Raw genomic sequence first — 24,486 nt, 5'->3', positions numbered from 1 at the left:
CGAAACCATGAATCGAAATGTTATTATCTATCTATTATTTTCATTATTTGTTCTACTAGTAAGCTATGAATCTCAACAAGCGGTCGCTGTGGCATCCCATCATGAAACGATTAGTCAAGATGAAGCGATACGTCTTCGAATCTTAGCCAATAGTGATGCTGTATCAGATCAAATTTTAAAACGAGAGATTCGTGATGAAGTCAATGCGGCAATTACAGAGTGGGTCACAGGACTCATTGACCTAGAAGATGCCAAAGTAGAAATTCGCCAGCAACTACCAGAGATCGAACAAATTGTTCAAGAGAAGCTTAGTAAGCAAGGGATCAATCAAGATTTTACCGTTACATTTGATGCTGTACAATTTCCTACAAAGCTCTACGGAAACTTAGTGTATCCAGCGGGAATGTATGATGCTGTGTTGATCACACTAGGCGAGGGCAAAGGAGAAAATTGGTGGTGTGTATTATTTCCGCCATTATGCTTTCTAGATATGGCCAATGGTGAAGCAGTTGAAGCTTCAACGGGTACGGAAATAGAGCAGACAGAAGAGGAAGTTGAAGTCACATTCTTCGTAATGGAACTATTCTCAAGCCTAATTGAAAACCTTTTTGGCACAGATCAAGCATAATGACCAATTCTTTGCATAGATATCGAGTAATGAGATGCAACTGTGAGACAAGCCGTAACAGTTGCCAAGACTCGAATCTTTCAAGGGGTGGATATGATGAGTATTGTAGTGAGAAGAGCAGCTACGAAAGATATATTGCCGATCCAAAGATTAGTGGCAAGAGCAGGCCTTCACGGAAACGGGATTGAGCATCAAGTCAGCCAATTTTTAGTTGTTGAAGATGATCAAGAGCAAGTAATAGGGGCAGTAGGCATTGAACAATATAAAAAAGATGCATTGTTGCGTTCACTTGTGCTGGATTCACCGATTTGGACTGGACCACTCACACTCGAATTTTTACAAGTTGCTCTAGCCTATGCAAAAGAGCAAGATGTAGAAAATGTGTATATGTGTGCAAAATCATCCTCACCTCTTTTTTATCAGTTAGACTTTAAAGAGGTCAAGAAAGAATTTGTACCGAAGGACATTCAACAATCCACACATTATCAACAAACCGTGGATCAATCGGTGAGAGTATGGGCATGTGAATTAGACGATTAACATGTGAATAGTTACTTTAAAAGTCGCCAAATCAGCACACTTATACACAGGTTGTCCACAGTTGTGGATAACTTGTTTTTTGATTTATACAAAAACTATTGTCGAATGCTCTTTTTTTATAGTCCGTTAGTAGTGTTGTATTAGTTGATATAAAAGGGATTAGGTCAGTTTTTGTCGCTTCGTTTGACAGAAGGCGACAACGCTTGCAAAATAGAAAAGTAAGGAGAGGTCAAACATGAGTTATAAACAGACAAAAATGTTTAATGTGGATAAAGAAATAAGTGACTTAAAAAAACACCAGTATATAAGGGATGCGGCGTTGTGGATAAGTGAAGGGGAAGTCGTTGCGTTTCCCACAGAAACTGTGTATGGACTGGGGGCCAATGCATTAAGTGAAACGGCGATTGCAAAAATTTTTAAGGCAAAAGGTAGGCCAAGTGATAACCCTTTAATTGTTCACATTGCGAGCAGAGATCAATTGGACGAGCTAGTCACAGACATCTCAGCCGAAGCCGAAAAGCTAATGAATGCGTTCTGGCCAGGAGCACTCACTCTGATTTTTAAAAAGAAAGGTTCGATCGCTGAAAATGTCTCTGCCGGTCTAGACACAGTCGCAATCCGCATGCCCGATCACCCAGTCGCACTTGAACTGATCCGTGAAGCCGGCGTACCTGTCGCTGCCCCGAGTGCCAATTTATCCGGCAAACCGAGCCCAACGACGGCTCAGCATGTATATGATGATTTAGCCGGAAGAATCGCTGGTGTTGTGGATGGGGGAAACACTGGCGTCGGGCTTGAATCAACCGTACTTGATTGCTCGGTCGACATTCCGATGATGTATCGTCCAGGAGGTGTCACGCTAGAAGATATTCAGCAAGTGATTGGAGAAGTTGCCGTTGATCCAACATTGATGAATACAGAAGGGACTCCGAGATCGCCTGGAATGAAATATGCCCACTACGCTCCTAAAGGTAGTTTGACCGTCGTAAGAGATGTCTCCATGATCCAAGCGCTACTAAATGAAGCGAGCAAACAAGGCAGGAGAGTCGGTGTGTTGACAACAGAGGAGCGAGCGCATGAGTATCAGGCGGATGCAGTCATCACCTGTGGCAAGCGTTCTGAGCTCCTCACCGTAGCAAGTAAACTATACGACGCACTCAGACGCTTTGATCAAGAGAAAATTGACGTCATTTACGCCGAAACCTTCCCAAAAAAAGGAGTCGGAGTTGCTATTATGAACCGTTTAGAAAAAGCAGCAGGCGGAAGAGTGATTTAATTGAAGAAAAGGGTCCAAATGAAGCCTCTATTACGGTGAAAACACGTAATAGAGGCTTTTTTTGTAACTTGATGATAGAGTCCATATAATTGTGTAAAAAAGAATAAGCCACATCAATTTCTGGCAACAATGTTTTCAGCGACGAAAATATTGAAAGGAGAAATTGATGATGGCTCAAATTAAGTTTACCCTAGATATGGAAAATTTAAAAGATGAGGTTATGAATTCTGGATTAGAGGCTGTTGTAAAGTCTTCTCTTGTTTTAGTCTTAAATGAATTTATGGAAAAAGAGCGCGACGAGTATATGGAGTCTGATTTCTATCAAAGGGTAGATGATCGTAAGGATTACCGTAACGGTTACTATGAAAGAGATTATACGGTTTCGATCGGCAAACTACAGCTTAAAGTTCCCCGTACTCGAAGTGGGGAGTTCTCTACTAGTTTGTTTGAAAAATATCAACGAGCAGACCAATCACTGGTCCTCTCTATGTTAGAAATGGTCGTGAACGGGGTGTCTACCCGTAAGGTGACTAAGATCGTAGAACAGCTTTGCGGAGAAACCGTTTCTAAGTCGTTTGTCTCTAGCCTCACAGCTAAGTTAGACCCTCTCGTAAAGGAATGGGCTGACCGCCCTTTGAACATCACCTACTATAAATATGTCTACGTAGATGCCATGTATATTAAGGTGAGAGAGCACAATAAAGTAGTATCTAAGGCCGTCTATATCGCAGTGGGGGTAAACCAAGATCATAAAAGAGAAATCATTGGTTTACGTGTCAATCACGCAGAGAGTAAAGAAGCATGGATGTGCTTTTTTGACTATCTAAAATCAAGAGGCCTTCAATCGCCTCGTCTACTGATTTCTGATGCCCATTCTGGACTGAAAAGTGCCATCACAGAATCTTTTATTGGCACGAGTTGGCAACGCTGCACAGTCCACTTTAAGCGCAATATCTTTCAGTGTATGCCAAAGAAAGGGTCATATGATGCAAGAGAAATGGTGAAGAGCATCTTTGATGCGCCTAATCCGGAAGCCGCAAGAACACTTAAAAACGAGTTTATTCAAACATATGAACTTCAAAAAGCCTATGAGAAGGCCATTAACACATTAGATGAAGGCTTTGAAGATGCCATTCAATTCTTGGATGAACCGGCCGAAGCTCGAATTAAGATACGAACAACCAACAACTTAGAACGTTTAAACTCAGAAATTAGAAGAAGAGAACGAGTGATACGAATCTTCCCTAACAATCAATCAGCTTTTCGACTGATTGGTGCGGTACTCATGGATTACGAAAAAACGTTAGATTGCGGTGGACGTAAATTTTATTTTCCCAGTGAATCATCCATGTAGTGCGAAGCGAAATTTTTTGGGAGCGAGGGGTACCCCTCGCTCCCAAAAAATAAAAACAAACCTAAACCATGATCATCAGCAATAGCTGAAACATTGAATCCTAATTTACACAGGATTAAGGACTTGACTAACTTGATGGAAGGGTTCGCGCAAATTGAGGCGGTTTCCGCGCGAAATTTGTACAGATACGAGCAAAATAGCATCATTTTCGCGCGAAACAAACAAGTTTCCGCGCAAACGCAGCAAGAAAATGGAATCAGTTCCTTTTGACGGAAAACCCTATTCATCCGCTCTCCATTTTATACGCCGCTAACCGAGCCCCTCCACTTTCCTGTCTAGTTCCGGCTCCTTGTCCTGCGGGGAAAACCGGTGAATCGAACAAGGTCAAAGAGCGACCTTTTATCGCTCCCCCTAGTTTTCCCGCATGCCAGACCAGTCGCCTCCACCTTTCTTGTCTAGTTCCGGTTGCCAGAGGCTCGTGGACAAATAACCTGGCAGATAGAAAAGCAAAGAACGCTTTTCATCTGCCGGAACATTTGCATCCCGCCTCTACCCGGCAATCTCCACCTTTCTTGTCTATTTTTCTTCGTTCTTGCATAGATTGTACTAGCATGGTTGGGGAGTGAAGTGGATGCATGAGGTGATTACGTTATTGATTATGGCTGGGGCGCTTGGGATGGATGCTTTTTCGGTTGCGCTTGGAATGGGGATGCTTGGATTACATATGAAGCAAATCTTTCGAATTGGTGTGACGATTGGAGCGTTTCATGTGGTGATGCCTCTTCTTGGAATCGTGACAGGGAAAGTGCTCTCTAATTATTTTGGAATGATTGCAACGTATATAGGAGGTGGATTGCTTCTTATTATTGGTGTGCAAATGATCATCGCTGCATTTAAAAATGAGGATGCTTCGCTTGTGAAGCCAATGGGTTGGGGCTTATTTTTGTTCGCGGTGAGTGTGAGTTTGGATAGTTTTTCAGCGGGATTAAGTTTAGGAATGCTTGGAGCGAAAACGGTTCTAACGGTTGGATTGATCGGGGCGATGAGCATGGTGTTATCTTGGTTAGGTCTTCTGATGGGAAGGAAATTTGGACAATATATCGGGTCTTACGGCGAGCTTATTGGAGGGTGTATTTTAATCGGATTTGGATTAAAGCTCATAATTCCTCATTAAAAGCTCATAAATAATATGTCATAGTACAAACGATTCAAATAATTAACACGGACGGTAATACAGTTTTTTAATTTGCTGTGATAAGATGGAGAAGAATAGAAACACTAAAAAGGAAAGTGAACACAAATTCCGGCAATTTTTTTAGAGGAAGGGGGAGTCGGATATGAAAGTGAAGAACCTTTTATTTATCTGTACAGGAAATACGTGCAGAAGCCCATTAGCAGAGGCGTTATTGCGCGATCGAATGGGAGATAAAATAGAAGTCAAGTCAGCAGGGCTACATGCCTTTCCAGGAAGTCCTGCATCAAGTGGGACCAACCGCGTATTGAAGGGAAAAGGGATTGAACATGTGCATCAAGCGCAATCTGTGACTAAAGACTTACTAGGCTGGGCCGATGTGGTTTTGACCATGACAACGGGTCATAAAAAACTCGTCTGCAACCAATTTAATGACCAAAAAGATAAAATACATACGTTAAAAGAGTACGTTGGCGAAGATGAATTCACCTCAGATATTACCGATCCATTCGGCGGTTCATTTGATGACTATGCTAGAACATCAGAAGATATCGAACGTTGCTTGGATGTGTTAGAAAGAAAGATAGAGACTATATGAGAGGTGGCGCTTGTTAGTGAGGGAGCGAAAAAAGTATCGTGCGAGTATCCGTAAAAAACTCGTACTAGGCATTACTGGACTAGCGGTTGTAACATTTGGATTTAGTGCTATTTTTATTTTTCTTTTAGGGGATTTCTTTGAACAAACGCTCGGGTTAAACCGAGAGACAGTAATCGTCTTCACATTAGTGAAAGGGGCATTGTGGAGTGGGGTTCTAGGTTATATTGCCGCACCGTTCATTACGAAACCGCTGCGAGAACTAGAAGAAGCAGCAAGACGTGCCGCTGCAGGTGATATTCAACAAGACGTCCAACTCGCTAAGTCTGATGATGAGATACGCGCGTTAGGACTAGCCTACAACGAGATGTTAGCGAGCCTACGTCAGATGGTCCGAGACATTGATGAAAATTTCCATCAGACAAACGGTGTAGTCGATGAAATGAATCGTTCATCAGAATTTGCTGCGGCCAAAGCCATCGATATTGGTAAGACGATGGATGAGATCTCACAAGGTGCAGAAAGTTCGGCATCCGCTGTGCAGCATACAGCTGAAGCGATGGAGGAAGTTTCAAAACTCGCTGTACATGTGGAAGAGCAGGCGGTAGAATCAACGGCATCCTCTAAGCAAATGGTACAAGCATTAACAGAGAGTCAATCAGCAATTAATGAATTAGTCAAAGGCATTCATCAGTTAGCTTCTGATAACGAGCAATCACGAACAGCTGTCGGTCGTCTTGAAGACCAAGCACGTGAAGTAGGCGACATTATTAGTCTAGTCGGTGACATCGCCGCACAAACGAACCTTCTTGCGTTAAATGCGTCAATTGAAGCGGCGCGTGCGGGGGAACATGGTAGAGGATTTGCCGTTGTGGCCAATGAAGTAAGAAAACTAGCTGATCAAAGTGCACAAGCCGTTCAAGGAATTACAGGGCTTATTCATAATATGCAAGAAGAGGTACAACGCGTCGTTCAACAGATTGATGAACAAGTAAGAGCTGCTAAAGGCCAAGCCGAACGAGGCAGCGAGACGAACGAAACGATTGCTTTAATGGAGAAGTCGGTTCATGATGTTGCAACGGTGATTAGCGATATTTCGAAAATGACGAAGCAACAAATGAACTCGATCCAAGATACGTCACAACAGTCGCAAGAAGTCGCGGCCATCGCCGAAGAAACTGCAGCTGGCTCAACAGAAGTGACAGCCATGGCAGAACAACAAGCACAAACAATTCAAAACATGTCAAAAACAGCGCAAATTTTATCAACTCATGCAAACCAATTGAAAGCAACGATCGAAAGGTTTACAATTTAAGTGATAAACTGCGATTGAGTACACCATGAAAAAGCTTTAGCACCTACTCATTCTTTTAGAGAGGTGCTTGAGCTTTTCTTTACACAATTAGGAGGCTAGTGATCATGAAAGTAGCAATTGGGTCAGACCACGGTGGAGTAAACATTAAAGAAGAGATCAAACAAGAGATGGAAGCGATGGGGCTTGAGATCATCGATTTAGGTTGTGAATGTGATACATCTGTTGATTACCCAGATTACGCGATTCCTGTTGCGGAGAAAGTAGCGAATGGGGAAGTCGATCGTGGCATCTTAGTATGTGGAACGGGCATCGGGATGTCGATTGCTGCAAACAAGGTCAAAGGCATTCGTTGTGCATTGGTCCATGATACATTTAGCGCGAGAGCAACGCGTGAACATAATAACAGCAACGTCCTAGCGATGGGAGAGCGTGTCATCGGAGCAGGTCTAGCAAGAGAGATTGCAAAAATTTGGTTAGAAGCAGAGTACGAAGGTGGTCGTCACGAGCGCAGAGTAAGTAAAATTACTGACTATGAAGCGTAGAATATGAAGCGTAAAATATGAAGTGTAAAAAGGAGTGGCGTCATCATGGCCGTTAACGTACGTGAGATCGAGGATCAACTTTATACGGTGTTACAAGATCTGAACAAGGCGATGCCATTATCCAAAGAGCACATCCTTATTATCGGGGCGAGCACGAGTGAAGTAGCAGGAGAGCATATTGGTTCAAACGGATCGCGTGAGATTGCAACGGCCATGTATCGTGCGCTTATTCAGTTTAAACAAGAAACAGACGTTGAGCTCGCGTTCCAATGTTGTGAGCATTTAAATCGTGCCTTGGTCGTAGAATCGGCGACAGCAAGAAGTCGTGGGATCGAGCCTGTTTCGGTGATACCTGTTCGACAAGCAGGTGGAGCAATGGCGACCCATGCATTCTCGAAAATGGAAAAGCCAGTCTTAGTCGAGGCGATTCGAGCAGACGCAGGGATCGATATTGGTGATACGTTTATCGGTATGCATCTAAAAGAAGTCGCTGTCCCTATCCGCAGCCAAGTCAAAACTATAGGATCTGCCCATGTCACATTGGCCAAAACCAGACCAAAACTCATTGGTGGCATACGAGCCAGTTATGATCGAACAGAAGAACATGAATAATCGGAACTATTTTCGGTAAAAGGTACGGAATTTATCGAATTTATGTGTTAAAATAAAATTGAATTGAACGGATGTCCACTAAAAACCGAATGGTTATTGATCGAAAGGGGTATGAGGATGGAGAATTTAAAGAAGCAAGACCAAAAAGTATTTGACGCAATCGAATTAGAATTAGGTCGTCAACGCGCCAAGATCGAATTAATTGCCTCTGAAAACTTTGTAAGTGAGGCGGTCATGGAAGCACAAGGATCGGTCTTAACAAACAAGTATGCAGAAGGCTACCCAGGTCGTCGTTATTACGGTGGGTGTGAGTATGTAGACATCGTCGAAGATATCGCTCGTGATCGTGCAAAAGAAATTTTTGGCGCAGAACATGTTAACGTGCAACCTCACTCTGGTGCACAAGCAAATATGGCTGTTTATTTCACTGTACTTGAGCAAGGAGATACAGTACTTGGGATGAATCTTTCACATGGCGGTCATTTAACACACGGAAGTCCAGTAAACTTTAGTGGTGTTCAATACAACTTCATTGAATACGGTGTAGATGAAGACAATCAACGTGTTGATTATGATGTCATTCGTGAATTAGCGAAAGAACATAAGCCTAAAATGATCGTAGCTGGTGCAAGTGCGTATCCACGTGAGCTTGACTTTGCTAAATTCCGTGAAATTGCCGATGAAGTAGGCGCATACTTAATGGTTGACATGGCTCATATTGCAGGTTTAGTTGCTACAGGTCTTCATCCAAACCCAGTTCCTCATGCTCATTTTGTGACAACAACCACTCACAAAACATTACGTGGACCTCGCGGCGGTATGATTCTTTGTAAAGAAGAATTCGGAAAGAAAATTGATAAGTCGATCTTCCCTGGTATCCAAGGCGGCCCTCTTATGCATGTTATCGCAGCAAAAGCTGTAGCATTTGGTGAAGCTCTTACACCTGAGTTCAAACAATACGGTGAAGCGGTTATTGCGAATGCGAAGCGTCTTGGTGAGAAGCTTGTTAGTGAAGGGATCAACCTAGTATCTGGTGGAACAGACAACCACCTGTTATTACTTGATTTACGCTCATTAAACTTAACAGGAAAAGTGGCTGAGAAAGCTTTAGACGAAGTCGGAATTACAACGAACAAAAACACGATTCCATTTGACCCAGAAAGCCCGTTTGTAACAAGTGGAATTCGCATCGGTACAGCGGCTGTTACATCTCGCGGACTTGATGCAGGAGCGATGGATGAAATTGGTGCATTGATCGCTTTAACACTGAAAAATGTTGAAGACGAAGCGAAGCATGAAGAAGTACGTGAGCGCATCGCGACGCTAACGGCTAAATTCCCAATGTATCCAAACCTATAATTTTTATCTTAAGATCAACCCACTCTGCTATGATTAGAGTGGGTTTTTCCGAGGAGTCACTGAAGATCGCCGAAAAACAAAAGGGTTCATCAGGCCCCAAAAAAATATCGCTCGAATAGATACGTAGCGCAAGCATCACCCTATAATGAGGTGCATTTTTAAGAAGAAAACTAAGAGAAATAAGTAAAATCTCATAAACAGGGTTGAATGGATTGCCGTTTTTGGGTAGAATTTTCAAGGAGTAAAAAGAAGGACAACAATCGACAAAGGGGATTTTGTTGCATAGTACAAATCTCTTTCGATCAATAAAAAGGGAGTCGAGGCTAATGAGTAAGGTATTTGTATTTGATCATCCATTAATTCAACACAAATTAACGTATATCCGTGATAAGAATACGGGAACAAAGGAATTCCGTGAGTTGGTGGATGAGGTTGCTGCATTAATGGCCTTTGAAATTACGCGAGACCTTCCACTTAAAGATGTTCAAATCGAAACGCCAGTTGGTCCGGCTAATTCGAAAACAATTGCCGGGAAGAAACTTGGACTTGTGCCGATCTTACGCGCTGGACTCGGTATGGTAGACGGTATTCTTCAAATGATCCCAGCTGCTAAGGTAGGACATGTTGGTCTATATCGTGACCCTGAAACATTAAAACCGGTAGAGTACTACGTAAAGCTTCCGACGGATGTAAACGAGCGTGAGTTTATCGTTATCGATCCAATGCTAGCAACAGGTGGTTCAGCTGTTGAAGCGATTAATAGCTTGAAAAAACGTGGCGCTAAAACGATAAAGTTAATGTGTCTAGTTGCAGCACCAGAAGGCGTTGAAGTAGTTAAGGGAGAACATCCTGATGTTGATATTTACCTCGCAGCCCTTGATGAAAAACTAAATGAAAAAGGGTACATCGTTCCTGGACTAGGTGACGCTGGTGACCGTTTATTTGGAACGAAATAAGAAAGTAGAAAAGAGGCTAAGCCGATGAGTTCTAAATTGAAGGTGTTAACGGTTTTTGGGACAAGACCAGAAGCGATTAAAATGTCTCCTTTGGTGCTTGAGCTCAATAAACATCAAGACGAGATTGATTCGTATGTCGCTGTTACAGGTCAACATCGCGAAATGCTCGATCAAGTGTTGCAGTTGTTTGGCGTAAGGCCAGATTATGATTTGAACATTATGAAAGAACGTCAAACGCTCGCTGAAGTAACGACCAATGCCCTGCATGGATTAGATGGCGTCATTAAAGAAGTGATGCCAGATATCGTGTTAGTTCATGGCGACACGACGACTACATTTGTGGCAAGTTTAGCTGCTTTTTATAATCAAGTAGCCATTGGCCATGTTGAGGCCGGGCTTCGCACATTCAATAAATATTCACCTTTCCCAGAAGAAGCAAATCGCATGTTAACAGGGGTGTTAACTGACTTACACTTTGCTCCGACTGAACAAGCACATCGTCATTTAATCGATGAGAACAAAGCAGATCAATCAATCTTTATCACAGGTAACACGGCAATCGACGCATTAAAAATAACCGTTGATGAAAGTTATCAGCATGATGTGTTAGAGAAGATCGGTTCTGAAAAACTAATCTTGTTAACGGCGCACCGTCGTGAAAACCTAGGTGAGCCTATGCGTAATATCTTCCGTGCAGTTCATCGCATTGTCGTGGAACATCCGGATGCCCATGTCGTCTATCCTGTTCATTTGAATCCGGCGGTTCGTGAGATTGCAAATGAAATCTTAGGAAACCATGATCGTATTCATTTAATTGAACCACTTGGTGTGCTTGATTTTCATAACTTCGCTAACCGTGCTGAAATCATCTTGACTGATTCAGGTGGTGTGCAAGAAGAGGCACCATCTCTTGGAACACCAGTCCTTGTTTTACGTGATACAACGGAGAGGCCTGAGGGCATTGAAGCTGGCACATTAAAACTTGCAGGAACCCGAGAAGAGGACGTCTATCAGTTAACGAAACAGTTACTAACGGATAGAAGTGAATATGCACGAATGGCGAAAGCGTCTAATCCATATGGTGATGGCCAAGCGTCTGCTCGCATCGTTCAAGCTCTTCTTTACCATTTTAAAGAAACAACCGAGCGACCAGCTCCATTTAAACCGTTATCAAAGTAAGTTTAAGACTTGTCTACATCATGTAGGCGGGTCTTTTTTTCGTTGGCGCATACATGATTTGCCTCCAAACCACTCATACTACCTATACGCAAGAAAGTTGGGAGGAGATTGGTTTGCGCTTATTTAGTTGGTTATGCTGCACACTGATCATCACGGTTTTGATGATGCAACCAGTACATGCAGCCATGTTTCCGGAACGACCGTCGCCACCTGAACACTTTCAGTTCCAAAGCGAAACGGAGAGAGTCGTCGTTATGGTGGCGACTAACGAAGATCCGGAAGAAGCTATTAGAGATGTAATGGCACTCATTCCGTCTGGCAAAGTCCGTAAAACGTTTCATCGCGTATACAACGGATTCTCAATAGAAGTAAACAAAGAAGATCTCGATCTGTTAAGGCAAATTCAATCGATTGAACGAATTGATCAAGTCGTCCGGTACGAGGCCAACTTAGATGGCAGTGTCCCGTTTATCGGAGGAGACGAGGTTCGTGGAATGTTTAGTCGAAACGGAGAGAGGCTCACGGGCAAAGGGATAAAAGTGGCCGTGATCGATACAGGGATCGACTACAAACATCCCGATCTACAAGCAAACTATAAAGGTGGATATGATGTTGTTGACTATGACGATGACCCGATGGAAACTCAGTCGAACCAGGGGATTCCGACATTACACGGGACGCATGTTGCGGGGATCATTGCAGCAAATGGTCAAGTAAAAGGTGTCGCTCCTGATGCAGAGATCTATGCATATCGAGCGTTAGGTCCTGGCGGTCAAGGAACAACCGAACAAGTCATTGAAGCGATTGAAAAAGCGGTGGAAGACGGGGTTGATGTCTTAAACCTTTCCCTTGGCAACACGGTGAATGGACCAGACTGGCCAACGAGCATTGCGCTCGATCGTGTTGTCGAAGAAGGGGTGGTCGCGGTGACTTCCAACGGGAACAGTGGACCAAATATGTGGACGGTTGGCTCGCCAGGTACATCAACGAAAGCCATATCCGTTGGGGCGTCGGCTCCTCCAATTAAAACGCCGTATGCAACAATATTTGGTGGTGACACCGAACTGACATTGTTTCCGCTCGGTGGTACGATGCCGTGGAACTTAAAGCGTGATTTTCCGCTTGTCGACGGAGGACTTGGTACGGTTGAGGAATTAGAAGAGCTAGATGTGGAAGGGAGCATTTTACTCGTGAAGCGAGGCATGATTCCTTTCACAGAAAAAGCGCATAACGCCAAAAAAGCAGGAGCGAGGGCGTTAATCATTTATAATAATTTGCCTGGAGCATTTGTTGGGGTTGTCGAGGGGGGAGTGAAGCTTCCTGTTGTCAGTGTGACCAAAGACGATGGCGACTGGTTGCTAGATCAACTTGATACATCAAATCAAAAGGTAAATTTGCGAACGATCTACAGGCAGGAAGAAGACTTTATTGCACCGTTTAGCTCACGTGGACCAGTCACACAAACGTGGGAAGTAAAGCCTGACTTGGTTGCACCAGGCGTGTCGATTAATAGTACGGTTCCTAAAGGGTATTTAGGACTAAATGGCACGAGCATGTCGGCGCCTCATGTAGCAGGAGCGGCCGCTTTATTGAAGCAAGCTCACCCAGACTGGACACCAGAACAAATTAAAGCAGCGTTGATGAATTCAGCAAAAAAATTGATAAATGCCGAGGGAGACCCTTACTTACCGCATGAACAAGGGGCAGGTCGATTGCAAGTAGATAAAGCTGTCCAGTTAAAAACGCTTGTGTATCCAGGAGCGGTGACGTTTGGAAAATGGACGCGCGAAGATCCACGCCAAAAGCGGGAGGTAACCTTTACGATTGAAAATCATGACAGGACCTCTCGAACGTTTCATGTCATTCCACCATTTGAAGCACCTGATGGATTGCAATGGGAAGTGCCATTTTCAACCACGCTGAAACCAGGCGAAAAGCGTGTAGTCAATGTGACGCTTGATATGCTTCCCTCCGTCTTAGCTGAGGGAATTCATCACGGTGAAATTTTAGTAGAAGGTGGAAGAGAGACGATTTCTGTTCCATATGTTTTCTTTATTGATGAACCAAACTATCCTCGTCTAATGGCTTTTAACTTCGGTCAAGGTGACAAAGAGGACACGTATCGATACGAATTATACTTGCCTGGTGGAGCGGAAGAGTTTGGAATTGTGCTATATGATCCTGACACGTTTGAGTTTGTTTCCTTTTTAGACAACAAAAAAGACATCGGTCGAGGCATGATCGAAGGAACGCTTGAGACAGTGGACCTTGAAGATGGGGTTTACAAAGCACTCATTTATGCGATCAATGACGGACAAGAAGACACAATCGAGTCCTGGATTACGATCGGTGAGGAACTACCACCAAAAAGCCAAGGAACAGAGTAGGGGAGAGTGCCACACACTCTCTCATTTTTTGAAGACTACTTAAAACGACAAAGATGTAAAAGAAAAGAAGAACCATGTATAAAAACGTAATATTCTGCGGAATATGACAGAAGTGTGAACAAAGGAATATATCAACAAATCTCTTTTTTTTTAGATTGAAAACACGTTGACACAAGGTTTTTGCTATTGTACGATTACAAAGGATACGATGATAAGGTTTACATAAATAAGTGAAAAGGTTCGAAAAGCTCTGGAAAAGCAAGAGGGGAGCGGAGTTCATGTCGACAAACAAACGCAACCCATTACGCGCTATGGCACTTGTATCGATCATCTCATCTTATATCGTAGGTGGAGTATTTATGGGTGTTTTTGCTGGATTATGGCTAGGAGATCAATTCGGTGCGAAACCGTTTTTTCTTGTCATTTCGGTACTTAGTGGTTTGGGTGTAGGGTTTTATGGCGTTATGAAAACGATTGAACCGTTCTTAGGAGACGATGGGTAATATGGGTTCAGTAGAAGGGAAAATGAGACAACATACAGTCATCATTACGTCGTTATTAGTCTTATTTCTCATAGGATACCTCGTCACCCCATACAGTGTGTCATTCCTCAGTTTTTTTGCAGGCCTTTCTATTAGTTTTCTTAATCTTTGGACGACTTACTACTTGGCGAAAGTTGTCGGGAAGGTTGCCGATAGAGAAAGAAAACATCCCGTCCTTCCATTTATTCTTGCAGGGTTTGGCTATTTAGTTCGTATTGTACTAGCTCTCTCTGTCGTTTACTGGGCGCTCATCAATCCCGACACGTTTGATGTACTCTTAGTCATTGCAGGGCTTTCCCTGATTTATGTCATTATTATGCTTGATATGCTATTTCAATTTATGAGAAAGAGGTGAATAGTATGAACGATCATAAGCCGCCTATTGAGGAGTTTATGGGTCTAAGTTTCAATATGTCTACGGTGCTTATGACAACGATAGCCTGTCTCATTGTTTTCTTAATCACATTCATTGGTACTAGACGACTTTCAATGAACCCATCAGGCTTACAGAACTTCATAGAATGGGTCGTTGACTTCATTCGCGGGATCATTAAAGCCAACATGGACTGGAAGATCGGTGGACGATTTATTGTCCTAGCTTATGCCTTGTTATTCTACGTATTCGTAGCAAACATGCTCGGGCTACCATTTGAACTTTATAACCCGACTACTCATGAAGTTTGGTGGAAATCACCAACAGCAGACCCAGTCTTGACATTAACGATGGCTGCCTTTGTTGTTATCCTTACCCATTATTACGGAATTAGAATCCAAGGTTTTGGTAAGTATTTAAAAGGTTACATCACCCCAGTTCCATTTTTATTACCGTTTAAGATCATTGAAGAGTTTGCTAATACGTTAACTCTTGGAATGCGTTTGTTTGGTAACGTATATGCAAAAGAAATTCTTATGATTTTACTTGTAACAGCTGGTACGGGTAGTTTGTTTGGAATCTTTGGAGCGTTTTTACCGCTCGTTGTATGGCAAGCATTTGGCTTGTTCATCGGAGCTATCCAAGCTTATATCTTTGCCATGCTAGCGATGGTTTACATGGCACATAAAGTAGAAAGTCACTAATCTTTGGAACAACGCTTTGGACAAGCAGTGTATAATTTACTCCGCTTGGAAAGAGCAATAAAATATAAACTACTAAGCACACAATAGGGAGGAAATTTATCATGGCATTTTTAGGAGCTGCTATCGCAGCAGGTTTAGCAGCGGTTGCAGGTGCGATCGCAGTAGCAATCATTGTAAAAGCAACAATCGAGGGAACAACTCGTCAACCAGAACTTCGTGGTACACTTCAAACTCTTATGTTTATCGGGGTTCCTCTTGCTGAGGCCGTGCCGATTATCGCAATCGTTATCTCGTTATTAATCTTGTTCCAATAATTCTAAACGCACGAACAGCTTTTTCATTGTGCATAAAAATGGCGACAGTGTTCTGCTTGAACCTGCGCCATTCCTTATGTGCAACTAATCAGAATAATGCATCCTAAGAGAAATTGATGGGTGTCAACATACGTTTTGTATCTATCTTTTCACGTCCAAGAAAGGAGTGAATCCACGTGATTTTCGAGAATATTAACTGGGGCTCAGCTCTTTACCAATTAGTTGCTTTTTCTACGCTACTCTTCTTACTAAGCAGGTTTGCACTTAAGCCTTTATTAGGAATCATGGAAAAGCGTGAGCAAATGATTAATGATCAGATTAACTCTGCTGAGAAAAACCGTAAAGACTCTGAAGCATTTATTGTGGAGCAACGCGCGGCATTAGAGCAGGCACGTGTAGAAGCAAATGAAATTATTCAAAATGCGAAAAAACTTAGTGAACAACAAGGTCAAGATATTGTAAAAGCAGCACGTAACGATGCAGAGCGTATTAAAGATTCAGCTGTTGCTGAAATCCAACGCGAGAAGGAGCTAGCTGTAACAGCCCTTCGTGAGCAAGTTGCGAGTCTGTCTGTTCTGATTGCTACAAAAGTCATTGAAAAAGAACTTGATGCAAAAGAACAAGAAAAGCTTGTACAAGAGTATCTTAAAGAGGTAGGCGAGGAGCTATGAGCAACCAAGCAGTAGCCAATCGTTACGCATATGCCCTTTTTCAGCTTGCAGAAGAAAAAGGTATCCTTAATGAAGTCGCACAAGAAATGGAACTTGTGAAAGAAGTTGTGCAGAGCACACCTGAATTCCTATCATTTCTTGGGCACCCGAAAGTGACGACCGATAAAAAGCGTGTATTCATTGAAACAAGCTTTAAAGAGTCGTTAAGTGAAATAAGTCTACATACGTTGAATCTTCTTATTGAAAACAAGCGTATTGATAGCCTTGTAAACATGATCAACGCATTTAAAAAAATGTCATATGAAGCACAAAACATGGCCGAAGCGATTGTCTATTCAGCCAAACCACTTACTGGAGCAGAACAAGCGCAAATTGCTGAGATCTTCGGTAAGAAAATGAACAAAGCAAAGCTTCTTGTCACAAATATTGTAAATGAAGACCTTATTGGCGGATTGAAGATTCGTATCGGAGACCGCATTTATGACGGCAGTGTGAAATCACAACTGAATCGCCTAGAGCGTCAGTTAGTTGCCGGTACACGTTAGTAGAGGATAGGGGTGAATGATATGAGCATCAAACCAGAGGAAATTAGCTCTCTTATAAAGCAACAGATTGAAAGCTTTCAGTCTGATGTTCAAGTTCAAGATGTAGGTACGGTTATCCGTGTTGGTGATGGTATCGCGCTTGCTCATGGCCTTGAGAACGTCATGGCTGGTGAGCTTCTTGAATTCTCAAACGGGGTAATGGGAATGGCTCAGAACCTTGAGGAGAACAACATCGGTATTATCATTCTAGGACCATACACTGAAATTCGTGAAGGTGACGAAGTAAAGCGTACAGGTCGTATTATGGAAGTTCCTGTTGGAGAAGAATTATTAGGACGCGTTGTGAATCCACTTGGTCAAGCAATTGACGGATTGGGTCCAATTGCTACAACAAAGTCTCGTCCAATTGAAAGCCCTGCACCTGGTGTAATGGATCGTAAATCGGTACATGAACCACTTCAAACAGGGATTAAATCAATTGATACGATGATTCCAATCGGTCGTGGTCAACGTGAGTTAATCATTGGTGACCGTCAAACAGGTAAAACAGCGATTGCAATCGATACAATCCTAAACCAAAAGGACGAAGATATGATCTGTATCTACGTTGCGATTGGTCAAAAGGACTCAACGGTTGCAGGCGTAGTAGAAACACTTCGTCAACGCGGAGCACTAGATTACACAATCGTTGTTTCAGCTAGTGCATCAGATCCTGCACCAATGCTATTCTTAGCACCATATGCAGGCGTAACAATGGGTGAAGAATTCATGTACAACGGCAAGCATGTTCTTGTAATCTATGATGATTTAACAAAACAAGCTTCTGCATACCGTGAACTTTCCCTATTACTACGTCGTCCTCCAGGTCGTGAGGCATTCCCAGGGGATGTATTCTACTTACACTCTCGTTTACTTGAGCGTGCAGCGAAGCTTAGTGATGCAAAAGGTGGCGGTTCGATTACGGCACTTCCTTTCATCGAAACTCAAGCGGGTGACGTATCTGCATACATTCCAACAAACGTTATTTCAATTACAGACGGACAAATCTTCCTTCAATCTGACTTATTCTACTCAGGTATTCGCCCAGCCGTTAATGCCGGTTTATCGGTATCGCGTGTAGGGGGTTCTGCACAGATTAAAGCGATGAAGAAAGTTTCAGGTACACTGCGTCTTGACCTTGCAGCATACCGTGAGCTTGAAGCATTTGCTCAGTTTGGTTCTGACTTAGATAAAGCAACACAAGCGAAACTAAACCGTGGACAACGCACAGTTGAAATTCTTAAACAAGACCTTCACAAGCCACTTCCGGTAGAGAAGCAAGTTGCGATTATCTTTGCTCTAACAAAAGGCTTCATGGATAATATCCCAGTTGAAGATGTATTACGTTTTGAGTCTGAGTTATTCACATTCTTAGACCACAACAAAAAAGATCTATTAGATCACATTCGCACAACTGGAAACCTTCCTGAAGATAGCGAATTTAAAGCAGCAATCGAAGAGTTCAAGAAGGGTTTTAGTGTATCAAGCAAGTAAGGCTAGTGGTTGGTGAAAGTTATCTTAAGTAGATGGTGTTGCCACTTTTCTAGAGAGTGACACCTCATCTTCTTAGGCTTAGGACCAAGCAAGTCACAAAGCTAGTTTTTGCGAAAAGGTGGTGAATCGAATGGCTTCATTACGTGATATTAAGGGACGAATTACGTCTACGAAAAAAACTAAGCAGATCACAAAAGCGATGCAAATGGTTTCAGCTGCAAAGTTAAACCGTGCACAGCACAATGCACAAGCTTTCCTACCTTATACAGAGAAGGTACGTGAGGTTGTGTCAGCAATCGCTTCCTCAGGCACTGAGATCTCTCATCCGATGCTTGAAGAGCGTCCTGTTAAAAAGACAGGCTACATTGTGGTGACTTCTGATCGTGGATTAGCTGGAGGTTATAACGGTAGTCTAGTTCGTTCTCTTTTAAACACGCTCAAAGAACGTCACAGCTCTCCAGATGAGTACGGAATTATCATCATGGGACGTATTGGACGTGATTTATTTAAAAAGCGTGGCCTTCCTATTATTCAGGAAGTAGTCGGCTTACCGGATCAACCGGAATTTAATGACATTAAAAACATTGCGCGTACATCTGTTGAAATGTTTGCCGATGGGATCTTCGATGAGCTGTACGTTTGGTACAACCACTTCGTAAGTCCAATGACACAAGATGTAACAGAAATGAAGCTTTTACCTTTATCTAACATCGCTGATGAACAAACAAGCTCAGCAAGTGCTTCGTATGAGTACGAGCCTAATGAGCAAGTGATCCTAGAGAAACTTCTTCCCCAATATGCGGAGAGTTTGATCTTTGGTGCATTACTTGATGCAAAAGCGAGTGAGTTCGGTGCGCGTATGACAGCAATGAGTGCGGCGACGGATAACGCAAACGCTCTAATTGATGAGTTAACGCTTAAATATAACCGTGCACGTCAAGCAGCGATTACCCAGGAAATCACGGAAATCGTCGGCGGGGCAGCGGCATTAGAATAATATTTATAAACAGAATACAAATACCCTGAAAACATTGGCTAGGAGCCATTAGGAGGGACGGAATAACTATGAATATAGGTCACATTACTCAAGTAATGGGTCCCGTTGTTGACGTAAAGTTCAAGAACGGTCAATTACCTCAAATCAATAACGCACTAAAGATCGAACAAAAAGGTTCTGACAAAAATGCGGTTGATGTTACAGTTACACTTGAAGTTGCATTGCACTTAGGTGACGGTTCAGTTCGTACCGTTGCAATGGGTTCAACAGATGGTCTTGTACGTGGAACAGAAGCTGTTGATACAGGTTCTCCCATCTCAGTTCCTGTTGGAGAAGCGACATTAGGTCGTGTATTCAACGTTTTAGGAGAAGCAATTGACCTAGACGAGCCAGTTGCAGCTGATGTAAAGCGTGACCCAATCCACCGTGAAGCTCCTAAATTTGAAGAGCTTTCTACAACTACAGAGATCCTTGAAACAGGTATCAAAGTAGTAGACTTATTAGCACCTTATATCAAAGGTGGTAAGATCGGTCTATTCGGTGGTGCGGGTGTTGGTAAAACAGTTTTAATTCAAGAATTAATCAATAACATCGCTCAAGAGCACGGCGGTATCTCGGTATTCGCAGGTGTAGGAGAGCGTACTCGTGAAGGAAATGACCTTTATCACGAGATGACAGAATCAGGCGTTATCAAGAAGACTGCCATGGTATTCGGTCAAATGAATGAGCCACCAGGTGCGCGTATGCGTGTTGCTCTTTCAGGACTAACAATGGCAGAACACTTCCGTGATCGTGATGGTCAGGATGTACTTCTATTCATTGATAACATTTTCCGTTTCACGCAAGCAGGTTCTGAGGTATCAGCCCTATTAGGACGTATGCCTTCAGCCGTTGGTTACCAGCCAACACTTGCAACAGAGATGGGTCAGCTTCAAGAGCGTATCACATCAACTAAATTCGGGTCTGTAACATCGATCCAAGCGATCTATGTTCCAGCCGATGACTATACGGATCCAGCTCCAGCGACAACATTCGCTCACTTGGATGCGACAACAAACTTAGAGCGTAAATTGTCTGAAATGGGTATTTACCCTGCGGTAGATCCATTGGCATCAACATCTCGTGCCCTATCACCTGAAATTGTTGGAGAAGAGCACTACAGTGTGGCCCGCCAAGTTCAACAAACGCTTCAAAAGTATAAAGAACTTCAAGATATTATCGCAATCCTAGGAATGGATGAGCTTTCTGAAGAAGATAAGCTTATTGTTCACCGTGCGCGTCGTATCCAGTTCTTCTTATCTCAAAACTTCCACGTAGCTGAGCAGTTCACTGGTCAGAAAGGTTCTTACGTGCAAGTACAAGAGACAATCAATGGCTTCAAGGAAATCCTTGAAGGTAAATACGATGATCTTCCTGAAGATGCCTTCCGTCTAGTTGGACGCATTGAAGAAGTTATCGAAAAAGCAAAAGAAATGGCGTAATTCACGCATCGCATAACTTAAAAACGAGGGTCAGAGCGTTCGCTTTGGCACTCGTTTATGCAGTAATTAAACCCCGTGATGCTACTCGAGGAGGGTTTTCACATGTCAACGATTCATGTAAATGTTGTAACTCCTGATGGCAAAGTGTATGACGGTGATGTGGATATGGTCATCGTTCGCACCATTGAAGGTGAGCTCGGGATCTTACCAAAACATATTCCGTTAGTGGCTCCACTTACCATTGGAGTTGTACGCTTAAAAAAAGGCAACGCTGAAGAGAAGATTGCAGTTAGTGGCGGCTTCGTTGAAGTTCGTCCTGATCAAGTAACAATCTTAGCTGAGGCAGCTGAATTACCATCAGCGATTGACGTCGATCGTGCTCGCTCTGCGAAAGAGCGTGCAGAAGGCCGTGTAAACACAAACAAAAAAGACACTGTAGACTTTAAACGTGCAGAGCTATCACTTAAGAGAGCGATAAACAGACTTGAAGTTTCAGGGAAATAAATGTTTGACGGTGAAAGAGGTGAGCATAATGCTCGCCTCTTTTTATTATTGAAGACACAAATTAGTAGTAAATTAAACCAATTAAATGCAAAAAAACTTCCAATTGTAGATATATTACAGAGGGAGTGGCGTATGAATGAGGAGAGAATTATCTCTCTAAGCGAATAGTCTCACAGTTAGCTATACGTAAAATCGGAAAATAGGTCTGTGCAACTATAAAATCATCATTGTAGACTATAGATTTTTTTGAAGAAATCCGTTAAGATGAAAAATGGATTGCTTTGTTCTTGACAAATGAACATTAAGTCAATGAATCGTAATTGGATAATTCTGTGCCAAAATCCGAACAGCGAATGAAGGATTGGAAATGAGGTAATGTTGTGTTCGACGGCTTAGGACAACAAGCGATCTTCCACGTGTTTGTGAACGTGATGTTCCTTGCGATTACGTGGTGGGCATTGCAAGCGTTTAAGTTTGATCTGTTTGTAAAAGAACCGAATAGCCCTAGAGCAAAAGCTTTAATGATTCTAGTCACCATAGCCATTGCTCATTTAGTTAGTCGTTTCTTTCTCGACTATTACAATGCTTCAACAATGTTACGTTTTTTATGGTAAGAGAAGTGTGTCGAGTATTGACTACAACTTCCATGTATGCATTAACTCCTAAAGGTAAAAATGATAGTAATCAGGTTTACTTTGGGAGTGAGTGTAATGGGCATGGTACGTATTTTATTTTTAGGTTTTGTTTTTTTACTACTAGGGTACAGTTATGTACAGTCAACAATTAGTTATGCATCAGATGATCATTTGCGAGAATTAGAATCGATGCTTAGTTGGGCAGAGGAAGAGCAATTAATCGTTCAAGACTGGCAGTTGCGTATAAGGGAAGGACAAGGTCGCGTTAAAGACCAAGATGCTTTCTTGCAACATGTACATAATTTGAACAAGTTATTAGTTGATTGGAATCTAAGCAATGTAAACGTAGCTGACACAGAATGGTCGATGACAGCAACTCGCCCAGCACCATGGGGTGAAGGTGAAGAACAACTACATGTATATGCATATGACCAAAACGGATCCTATGAAATCATCCACACTTATGCATGGTTAGGATCATCCGAAGACTTGATCGAATGGGAAAAAATGAATGACGTCTTGAACGAAAGGAAGACAATGTTCTCGATGCAACAATCACCAGTTTTTTCTCAAGTAACAGCTGTACGAACGGAAAATTCAGAATATGGGAAACAATCTCTTATAGAAGAGGCTAGGCTAATGCTGTCTGACCTTGGTGCGACTGAGGTTGAATCTCTAAATGAAGAAACGTTTGTCTCGGTTTCTGCATACAATAATGTATGGACAGATGCCATCGTTACAAATGGTCAAAAGATGAACCTTCAACTAGCATTAAGACAAGAGGATACAATGGGCTCCGGTACAACCGTGACAATAGGAACGCCTATTATTACGACTGAATATTGATAATATAGAATAGAATATAATTTCTAGACGCGGAGGGGAATACGTTGGAAAAAATTATTGTCCGCGGTGGTAAAAAGCTAAACGGTACTGTGAAAGTTGAAGGTGCCAAAAATGCTGTGCTACCCGTAATTGCTGCATCTATTTTAGCTGGAGAAGGCACAAGCCACCTTTATGATGTGCCAGAACTTGCTGATGTATACACGATGAAAGAAGTTTTACGCACCCTAAATGTTGACGTTGAATATACGAACAACACATTTAAGGTTAATGCACAAAAAACATTAAAAACAGAAGCACCATTTGAATATGTTCGCAAGATGAGAGCGTCATTCTTAGTAATGGGACCATTACTAGCACGTGTAGGTAGATCTCGTATTGCGCTTCCTGGTGGATGTGCGATTGGATCACGTCCGATTGATCAACATTTAAAAGGATTCGAAGCTATGGGAGCTACCGTTGAAATTGGAAATGGCTTTATCGAAGCTCGGATTGATGGTCGTTTGCAAGGAGCTAAAATCTATCTTGATTTCCCAAGTGTTGGAGCAACGGAAAACATCATGATGGCTGCTGTTCTTGCAGAAGGAACAACAACACTCGAGAATGTAGCAGAAGAGCCTGAAATCGTTTGTCTTGCGAATTATTTAAATGCGATGGGTGCAAAAGTTCGTGGAGCTGGTACAGGTGTCATTCGTATCGAAGGCGTAAAACAGCTAAACGGAGCAGAGCACACCGTCATTGGCGACCGTATTGAAGCAGGAACGTACATGGTTGCTGCGGCAATTACTGCTGGAGATGTATTAGTAGAAGGTGCAATTGCGGAACATCTTCGTCCACTTATCGCGAAAATGCGTGAGATGGGTGTAATGATTACAGAAGAGGATAATGGATTACGTGTTGTAGGCCCAGATTTCTTGAAGCCTGTGGATATTAAAACAATGCCTCACCCTGGATTCCCAACGGATATGCAAGCTCAGATGATGGCATTACTTCTTCAAGCAAAAGGAACGAGTGTTGTCACAGAGACGGTATTCGAAAATCGCTTTATGCATGTCGAAGAATTCCGTCGAATGAACTCGAATATTAAGATTGAAGGTCGTTCAGCGATTATTTCTGGACCGAACAAACTTCAAGGAGCAGAGGTTGGCGCAACGGATCTACGCGCAGGAGCAGCTCTTGTATTAGCTGGTCTTGTTGCTGAAGGTATTACACGTGTAACAGAACTGAAGCATATTGACCGCGGCTACATTAATTTAGCGGGCAAGCTGCGTGCATTAGGTGCAGACGTTGAGCGTGTGAAAGAACAAGTTGAACTTGAAGAAGACGTTCAAGAAGCACCACTTCGTATGAACTCTAACTTATAAGATGAAGCCCTTTTCGGAGGGCTTTTTTGTTTTTTCCTTTGTTTC

25 protein-coding genes and 2 pseudogenes are annotated in these 24,486 nt (G+C 42.6%); all 27 read left to right on the top strand.

Annotation, left to right across the window (positions count from 1 at the left end; translation table 11 throughout):
- The first annotated feature begins 7 nt into the window (after window positions 1-7).
- The 27 genes and pseudogenes from spoIIR to murA all read left to right on the top strand — a co-directional run bounded on the left by spoIIR (window position 8) and on the right by murA (window position 24,441).
- Window positions 8-628 carry a stage II sporulation protein R gene (gene spoIIR, locus CDZ88_RS14335; RefSeq protein WP_100374193.1) on the top strand — a complete coding sequence of 207 codons (621 nt, stop codon included), beginning with the start codon at window positions 8-10 and terminating at the stop codon, window positions 626-628.
- 96 nt (window positions 629-724) lie between these two features.
- Window positions 725-1,168 carry a GNAT family N-acetyltransferase gene (locus tag CDZ88_RS14330; RefSeq protein ID WP_100374192.1) on the top strand — a complete coding sequence of 148 codons (444 nt, stop codon included), beginning with the start codon at window positions 725-727 and terminating at the stop codon, window positions 1,166-1,168.
- A 235-nt stretch (window positions 1,169-1,403) separates the two neighbouring features.
- Window positions 1,404-2,444, top strand: coding sequence for an L-threonylcarbamoyladenylate synthase (locus CDZ88_RS14325; protein WP_100374191.1), 1,041 nt, complete (start codon window positions 1,404-1,406; stop codon window positions 2,442-2,444).
- A 169-nt stretch (window positions 2,445-2,613) separates the two neighbouring features.
- Window positions 2,614-3,798 carry an IS256 family transposase gene (locus CDZ88_RS14320; protein WP_100372488.1) on the top strand — a complete coding sequence of 395 codons (1,185 nt, stop codon included), beginning with the start codon at window positions 2,614-2,616 and terminating at the stop codon, window positions 3,796-3,798.
- Window positions 3,799-4,429: 631 nt separating this feature from the next.
- Window positions 4,430-4,972, top strand: a complete 543-nt coding sequence (locus CDZ88_RS14315) for a manganese efflux pump MntP (protein WP_100374190.1) — start codon at window positions 4,430-4,432, stop codon at window positions 4,970-4,972.
- A 163-nt stretch (window positions 4,973-5,135) separates the two neighbouring features.
- Window positions 5,136-5,588 carry a low molecular weight protein arginine phosphatase gene (locus CDZ88_RS14310; RefSeq protein WP_198507869.1) on the top strand — a complete coding sequence of 151 codons (453 nt, stop codon included), beginning with the start codon at window positions 5,136-5,138 and terminating at the stop codon, window positions 5,586-5,588.
- 16 nt (window positions 5,589-5,604) lie between these two features.
- Window positions 5,605-5,961 (top strand): annotated as a pseudogene (locus CDZ88_RS18050) (HAMP domain-containing protein); the annotation flags it as partial.
- Window positions 5,962-6,339: 378 nt separating this feature from the next.
- A pseudogene (locus CDZ88_RS18045) lies at window positions 6,340-6,900 on the top strand (methyl-accepting chemotaxis protein); the annotation flags it as partial.
- A 104-nt stretch (window positions 6,901-7,004) separates the two neighbouring features.
- Window positions 7,005-7,442 (top strand): ribose 5-phosphate isomerase B, encoded by a 438-nt coding sequence (gene rpiB / locus CDZ88_RS14300; RefSeq protein ID WP_100374188.1) that lies wholly within the window; start codon window positions 7,005-7,007, stop codon window positions 7,440-7,442.
- Between the two features lie 45 nt (window positions 7,443-7,487).
- Window positions 7,488-8,054, top strand: coding sequence for a TIGR01440 family protein (locus CDZ88_RS14295; protein ID WP_100374187.1), 567 nt, complete (start codon window positions 7,488-7,490; stop codon window positions 8,052-8,054).
- 117 nt (window positions 8,055-8,171) lie between these two features.
- Window positions 8,172-9,413, top strand: a complete 1,242-nt coding sequence (gene glyA, locus CDZ88_RS14290; protein ID WP_100374186.1) for a serine hydroxymethyltransferase — start codon at window positions 8,172-8,174, stop codon at window positions 9,411-9,413.
- Window positions 9,414-9,739: 326 nt separating this feature from the next.
- Window positions 9,740-10,369 carry a uracil phosphoribosyltransferase gene (upp, locus tag CDZ88_RS14285; protein WP_100374185.1) on the top strand — a complete coding sequence of 210 codons (630 nt, stop codon included), beginning with the start codon at window positions 9,740-9,742 and terminating at the stop codon, window positions 10,367-10,369.
- Window positions 10,370-10,393: 24 nt separating this feature from the next.
- Window positions 10,394-11,548, top strand: coding sequence for a non-hydrolyzing UDP-N-acetylglucosamine 2-epimerase (gene wecB / locus CDZ88_RS14280; protein WP_100374184.1), 1,155 nt, complete (start codon window positions 10,394-10,396; stop codon window positions 11,546-11,548).
- Window positions 11,549-11,802: 254 nt separating this feature from the next.
- Window positions 11,803-13,935: a S8 family serine peptidase gene (locus tag CDZ88_RS14275; protein ID WP_442857128.1), complete on the top strand. Its 2,133-nt coding sequence runs from the start codon at window positions 11,803-11,805 to the stop codon at window positions 13,933-13,935.
- A gap of 278 nt (window positions 13,936-14,213) precedes the next feature.
- Window positions 14,214-14,438: an AtpZ/AtpI family protein gene (locus CDZ88_RS14270; protein WP_100374182.1), complete on the top strand. Its 225-nt coding sequence runs from the start codon at window positions 14,214-14,216 to the stop codon at window positions 14,436-14,438.
- Between the two features lies 1 nt (window position 14,439).
- Window positions 14,440-14,832, top strand: a complete 393-nt coding sequence (locus CDZ88_RS14265) for an ATP synthase subunit I (protein ID WP_157796567.1) — start codon at window positions 14,440-14,442, stop codon at window positions 14,830-14,832.
- 5 nt (window positions 14,833-14,837) lie between these two features.
- Window positions 14,838-15,554, top strand: coding sequence for a F0F1 ATP synthase subunit A (gene atpB, locus CDZ88_RS14260; protein WP_100374180.1), 717 nt, complete (start codon window positions 14,838-14,840; stop codon window positions 15,552-15,554).
- A 101-nt stretch (window positions 15,555-15,655) separates the two neighbouring features.
- On the top strand, window positions 15,656-15,868 hold the full coding sequence (gene atpE, locus CDZ88_RS14255; protein WP_100374179.1) for a F0F1 ATP synthase subunit C: 213 nt from the start codon (window positions 15,656-15,658) through the stop codon (window positions 15,866-15,868).
- A 176-nt stretch (window positions 15,869-16,044) separates the two neighbouring features.
- Window positions 16,045-16,539 carry a F0F1 ATP synthase subunit B gene (gene atpF, locus CDZ88_RS14250; RefSeq protein WP_442857100.1) on the top strand — a complete coding sequence of 165 codons (495 nt, stop codon included), beginning with the start codon at window positions 16,045-16,047 and terminating at the stop codon, window positions 16,537-16,539.
- A complete protein-coding gene (locus CDZ88_RS14245) occupies window positions 16,536-17,084 on the top strand; it encodes a F0F1 ATP synthase subunit delta (protein ID WP_100374178.1) in 549 nt (182 codons plus the stop codon). Before atpF ends, CDZ88_RS14245 begins: the two co-directional genes overlap by 4 nt.
- Window positions 17,085-17,105: 21 nt before the next feature.
- Window positions 17,106-18,617: a F0F1 ATP synthase subunit alpha gene (gene atpA, locus CDZ88_RS14240; RefSeq protein WP_100374177.1), complete on the top strand. Its 1,512-nt coding sequence runs from the start codon at window positions 17,106-17,108 to the stop codon at window positions 18,615-18,617.
- A gap of 130 nt (window positions 18,618-18,747) precedes the next feature.
- The gene (gene atpG, locus CDZ88_RS14235) at window positions 18,748-19,614 is read left to right on the top strand and encodes an ATP synthase F1 subunit gamma (protein ID WP_100374176.1); all 867 of its coding nucleotides are present in this window, start codon (window positions 18,748-18,750) and stop codon (window positions 19,612-19,614) included.
- Between the two features lie 68 nt (window positions 19,615-19,682).
- Entirely contained in the window at window positions 19,683-21,095 is a 1,413-nt protein-coding gene (gene atpD / locus CDZ88_RS14230) for a F0F1 ATP synthase subunit beta (protein WP_100374175.1), read from the top strand.
- Window positions 21,096-21,197: 102 nt separating this feature from the next.
- Window positions 21,198-21,599, top strand: coding sequence for a F0F1 ATP synthase subunit epsilon (locus CDZ88_RS14225; RefSeq protein WP_100374174.1), 402 nt, complete (start codon window positions 21,198-21,200; stop codon window positions 21,597-21,599).
- Between the two features lie 380 nt (window positions 21,600-21,979).
- Entirely contained in the window at window positions 21,980-22,213 is a 234-nt protein-coding gene (locus CDZ88_RS14220; RefSeq protein WP_100374173.1) for a DUF1146 family protein, read from the top strand.
- 96 nt (window positions 22,214-22,309) lie between these two features.
- Window positions 22,310-23,080: a YwmB family TATA-box binding protein gene (locus CDZ88_RS14215; protein ID WP_157796566.1), complete on the top strand. Its 771-nt coding sequence runs from the start codon at window positions 22,310-22,312 to the stop codon at window positions 23,078-23,080.
- A 44-nt stretch (window positions 23,081-23,124) separates the two neighbouring features.
- Window positions 23,125-24,441: a UDP-N-acetylglucosamine 1-carboxyvinyltransferase gene (gene murA, locus CDZ88_RS14210; protein ID WP_100374171.1), complete on the top strand. Its 1,317-nt coding sequence runs from the start codon at window positions 23,125-23,127 to the stop codon at window positions 24,439-24,441.
- The last annotated feature ends 45 nt before the right edge of the window (window positions 24,442-24,486 follow it).

The sequence above is a fragment of the Bacillus sp. FJAT-45037 genome (assembly GCF_002797325.1).
GTDB lineage: Bacteria > Bacillota > Bacilli > Bacillales > Bacillaceae_D > Alkalihalophilus.
Note: the sequence above shows the minus strand (reverse complement) of the source record. Positions and strands in the feature narration are given on the sequence as shown.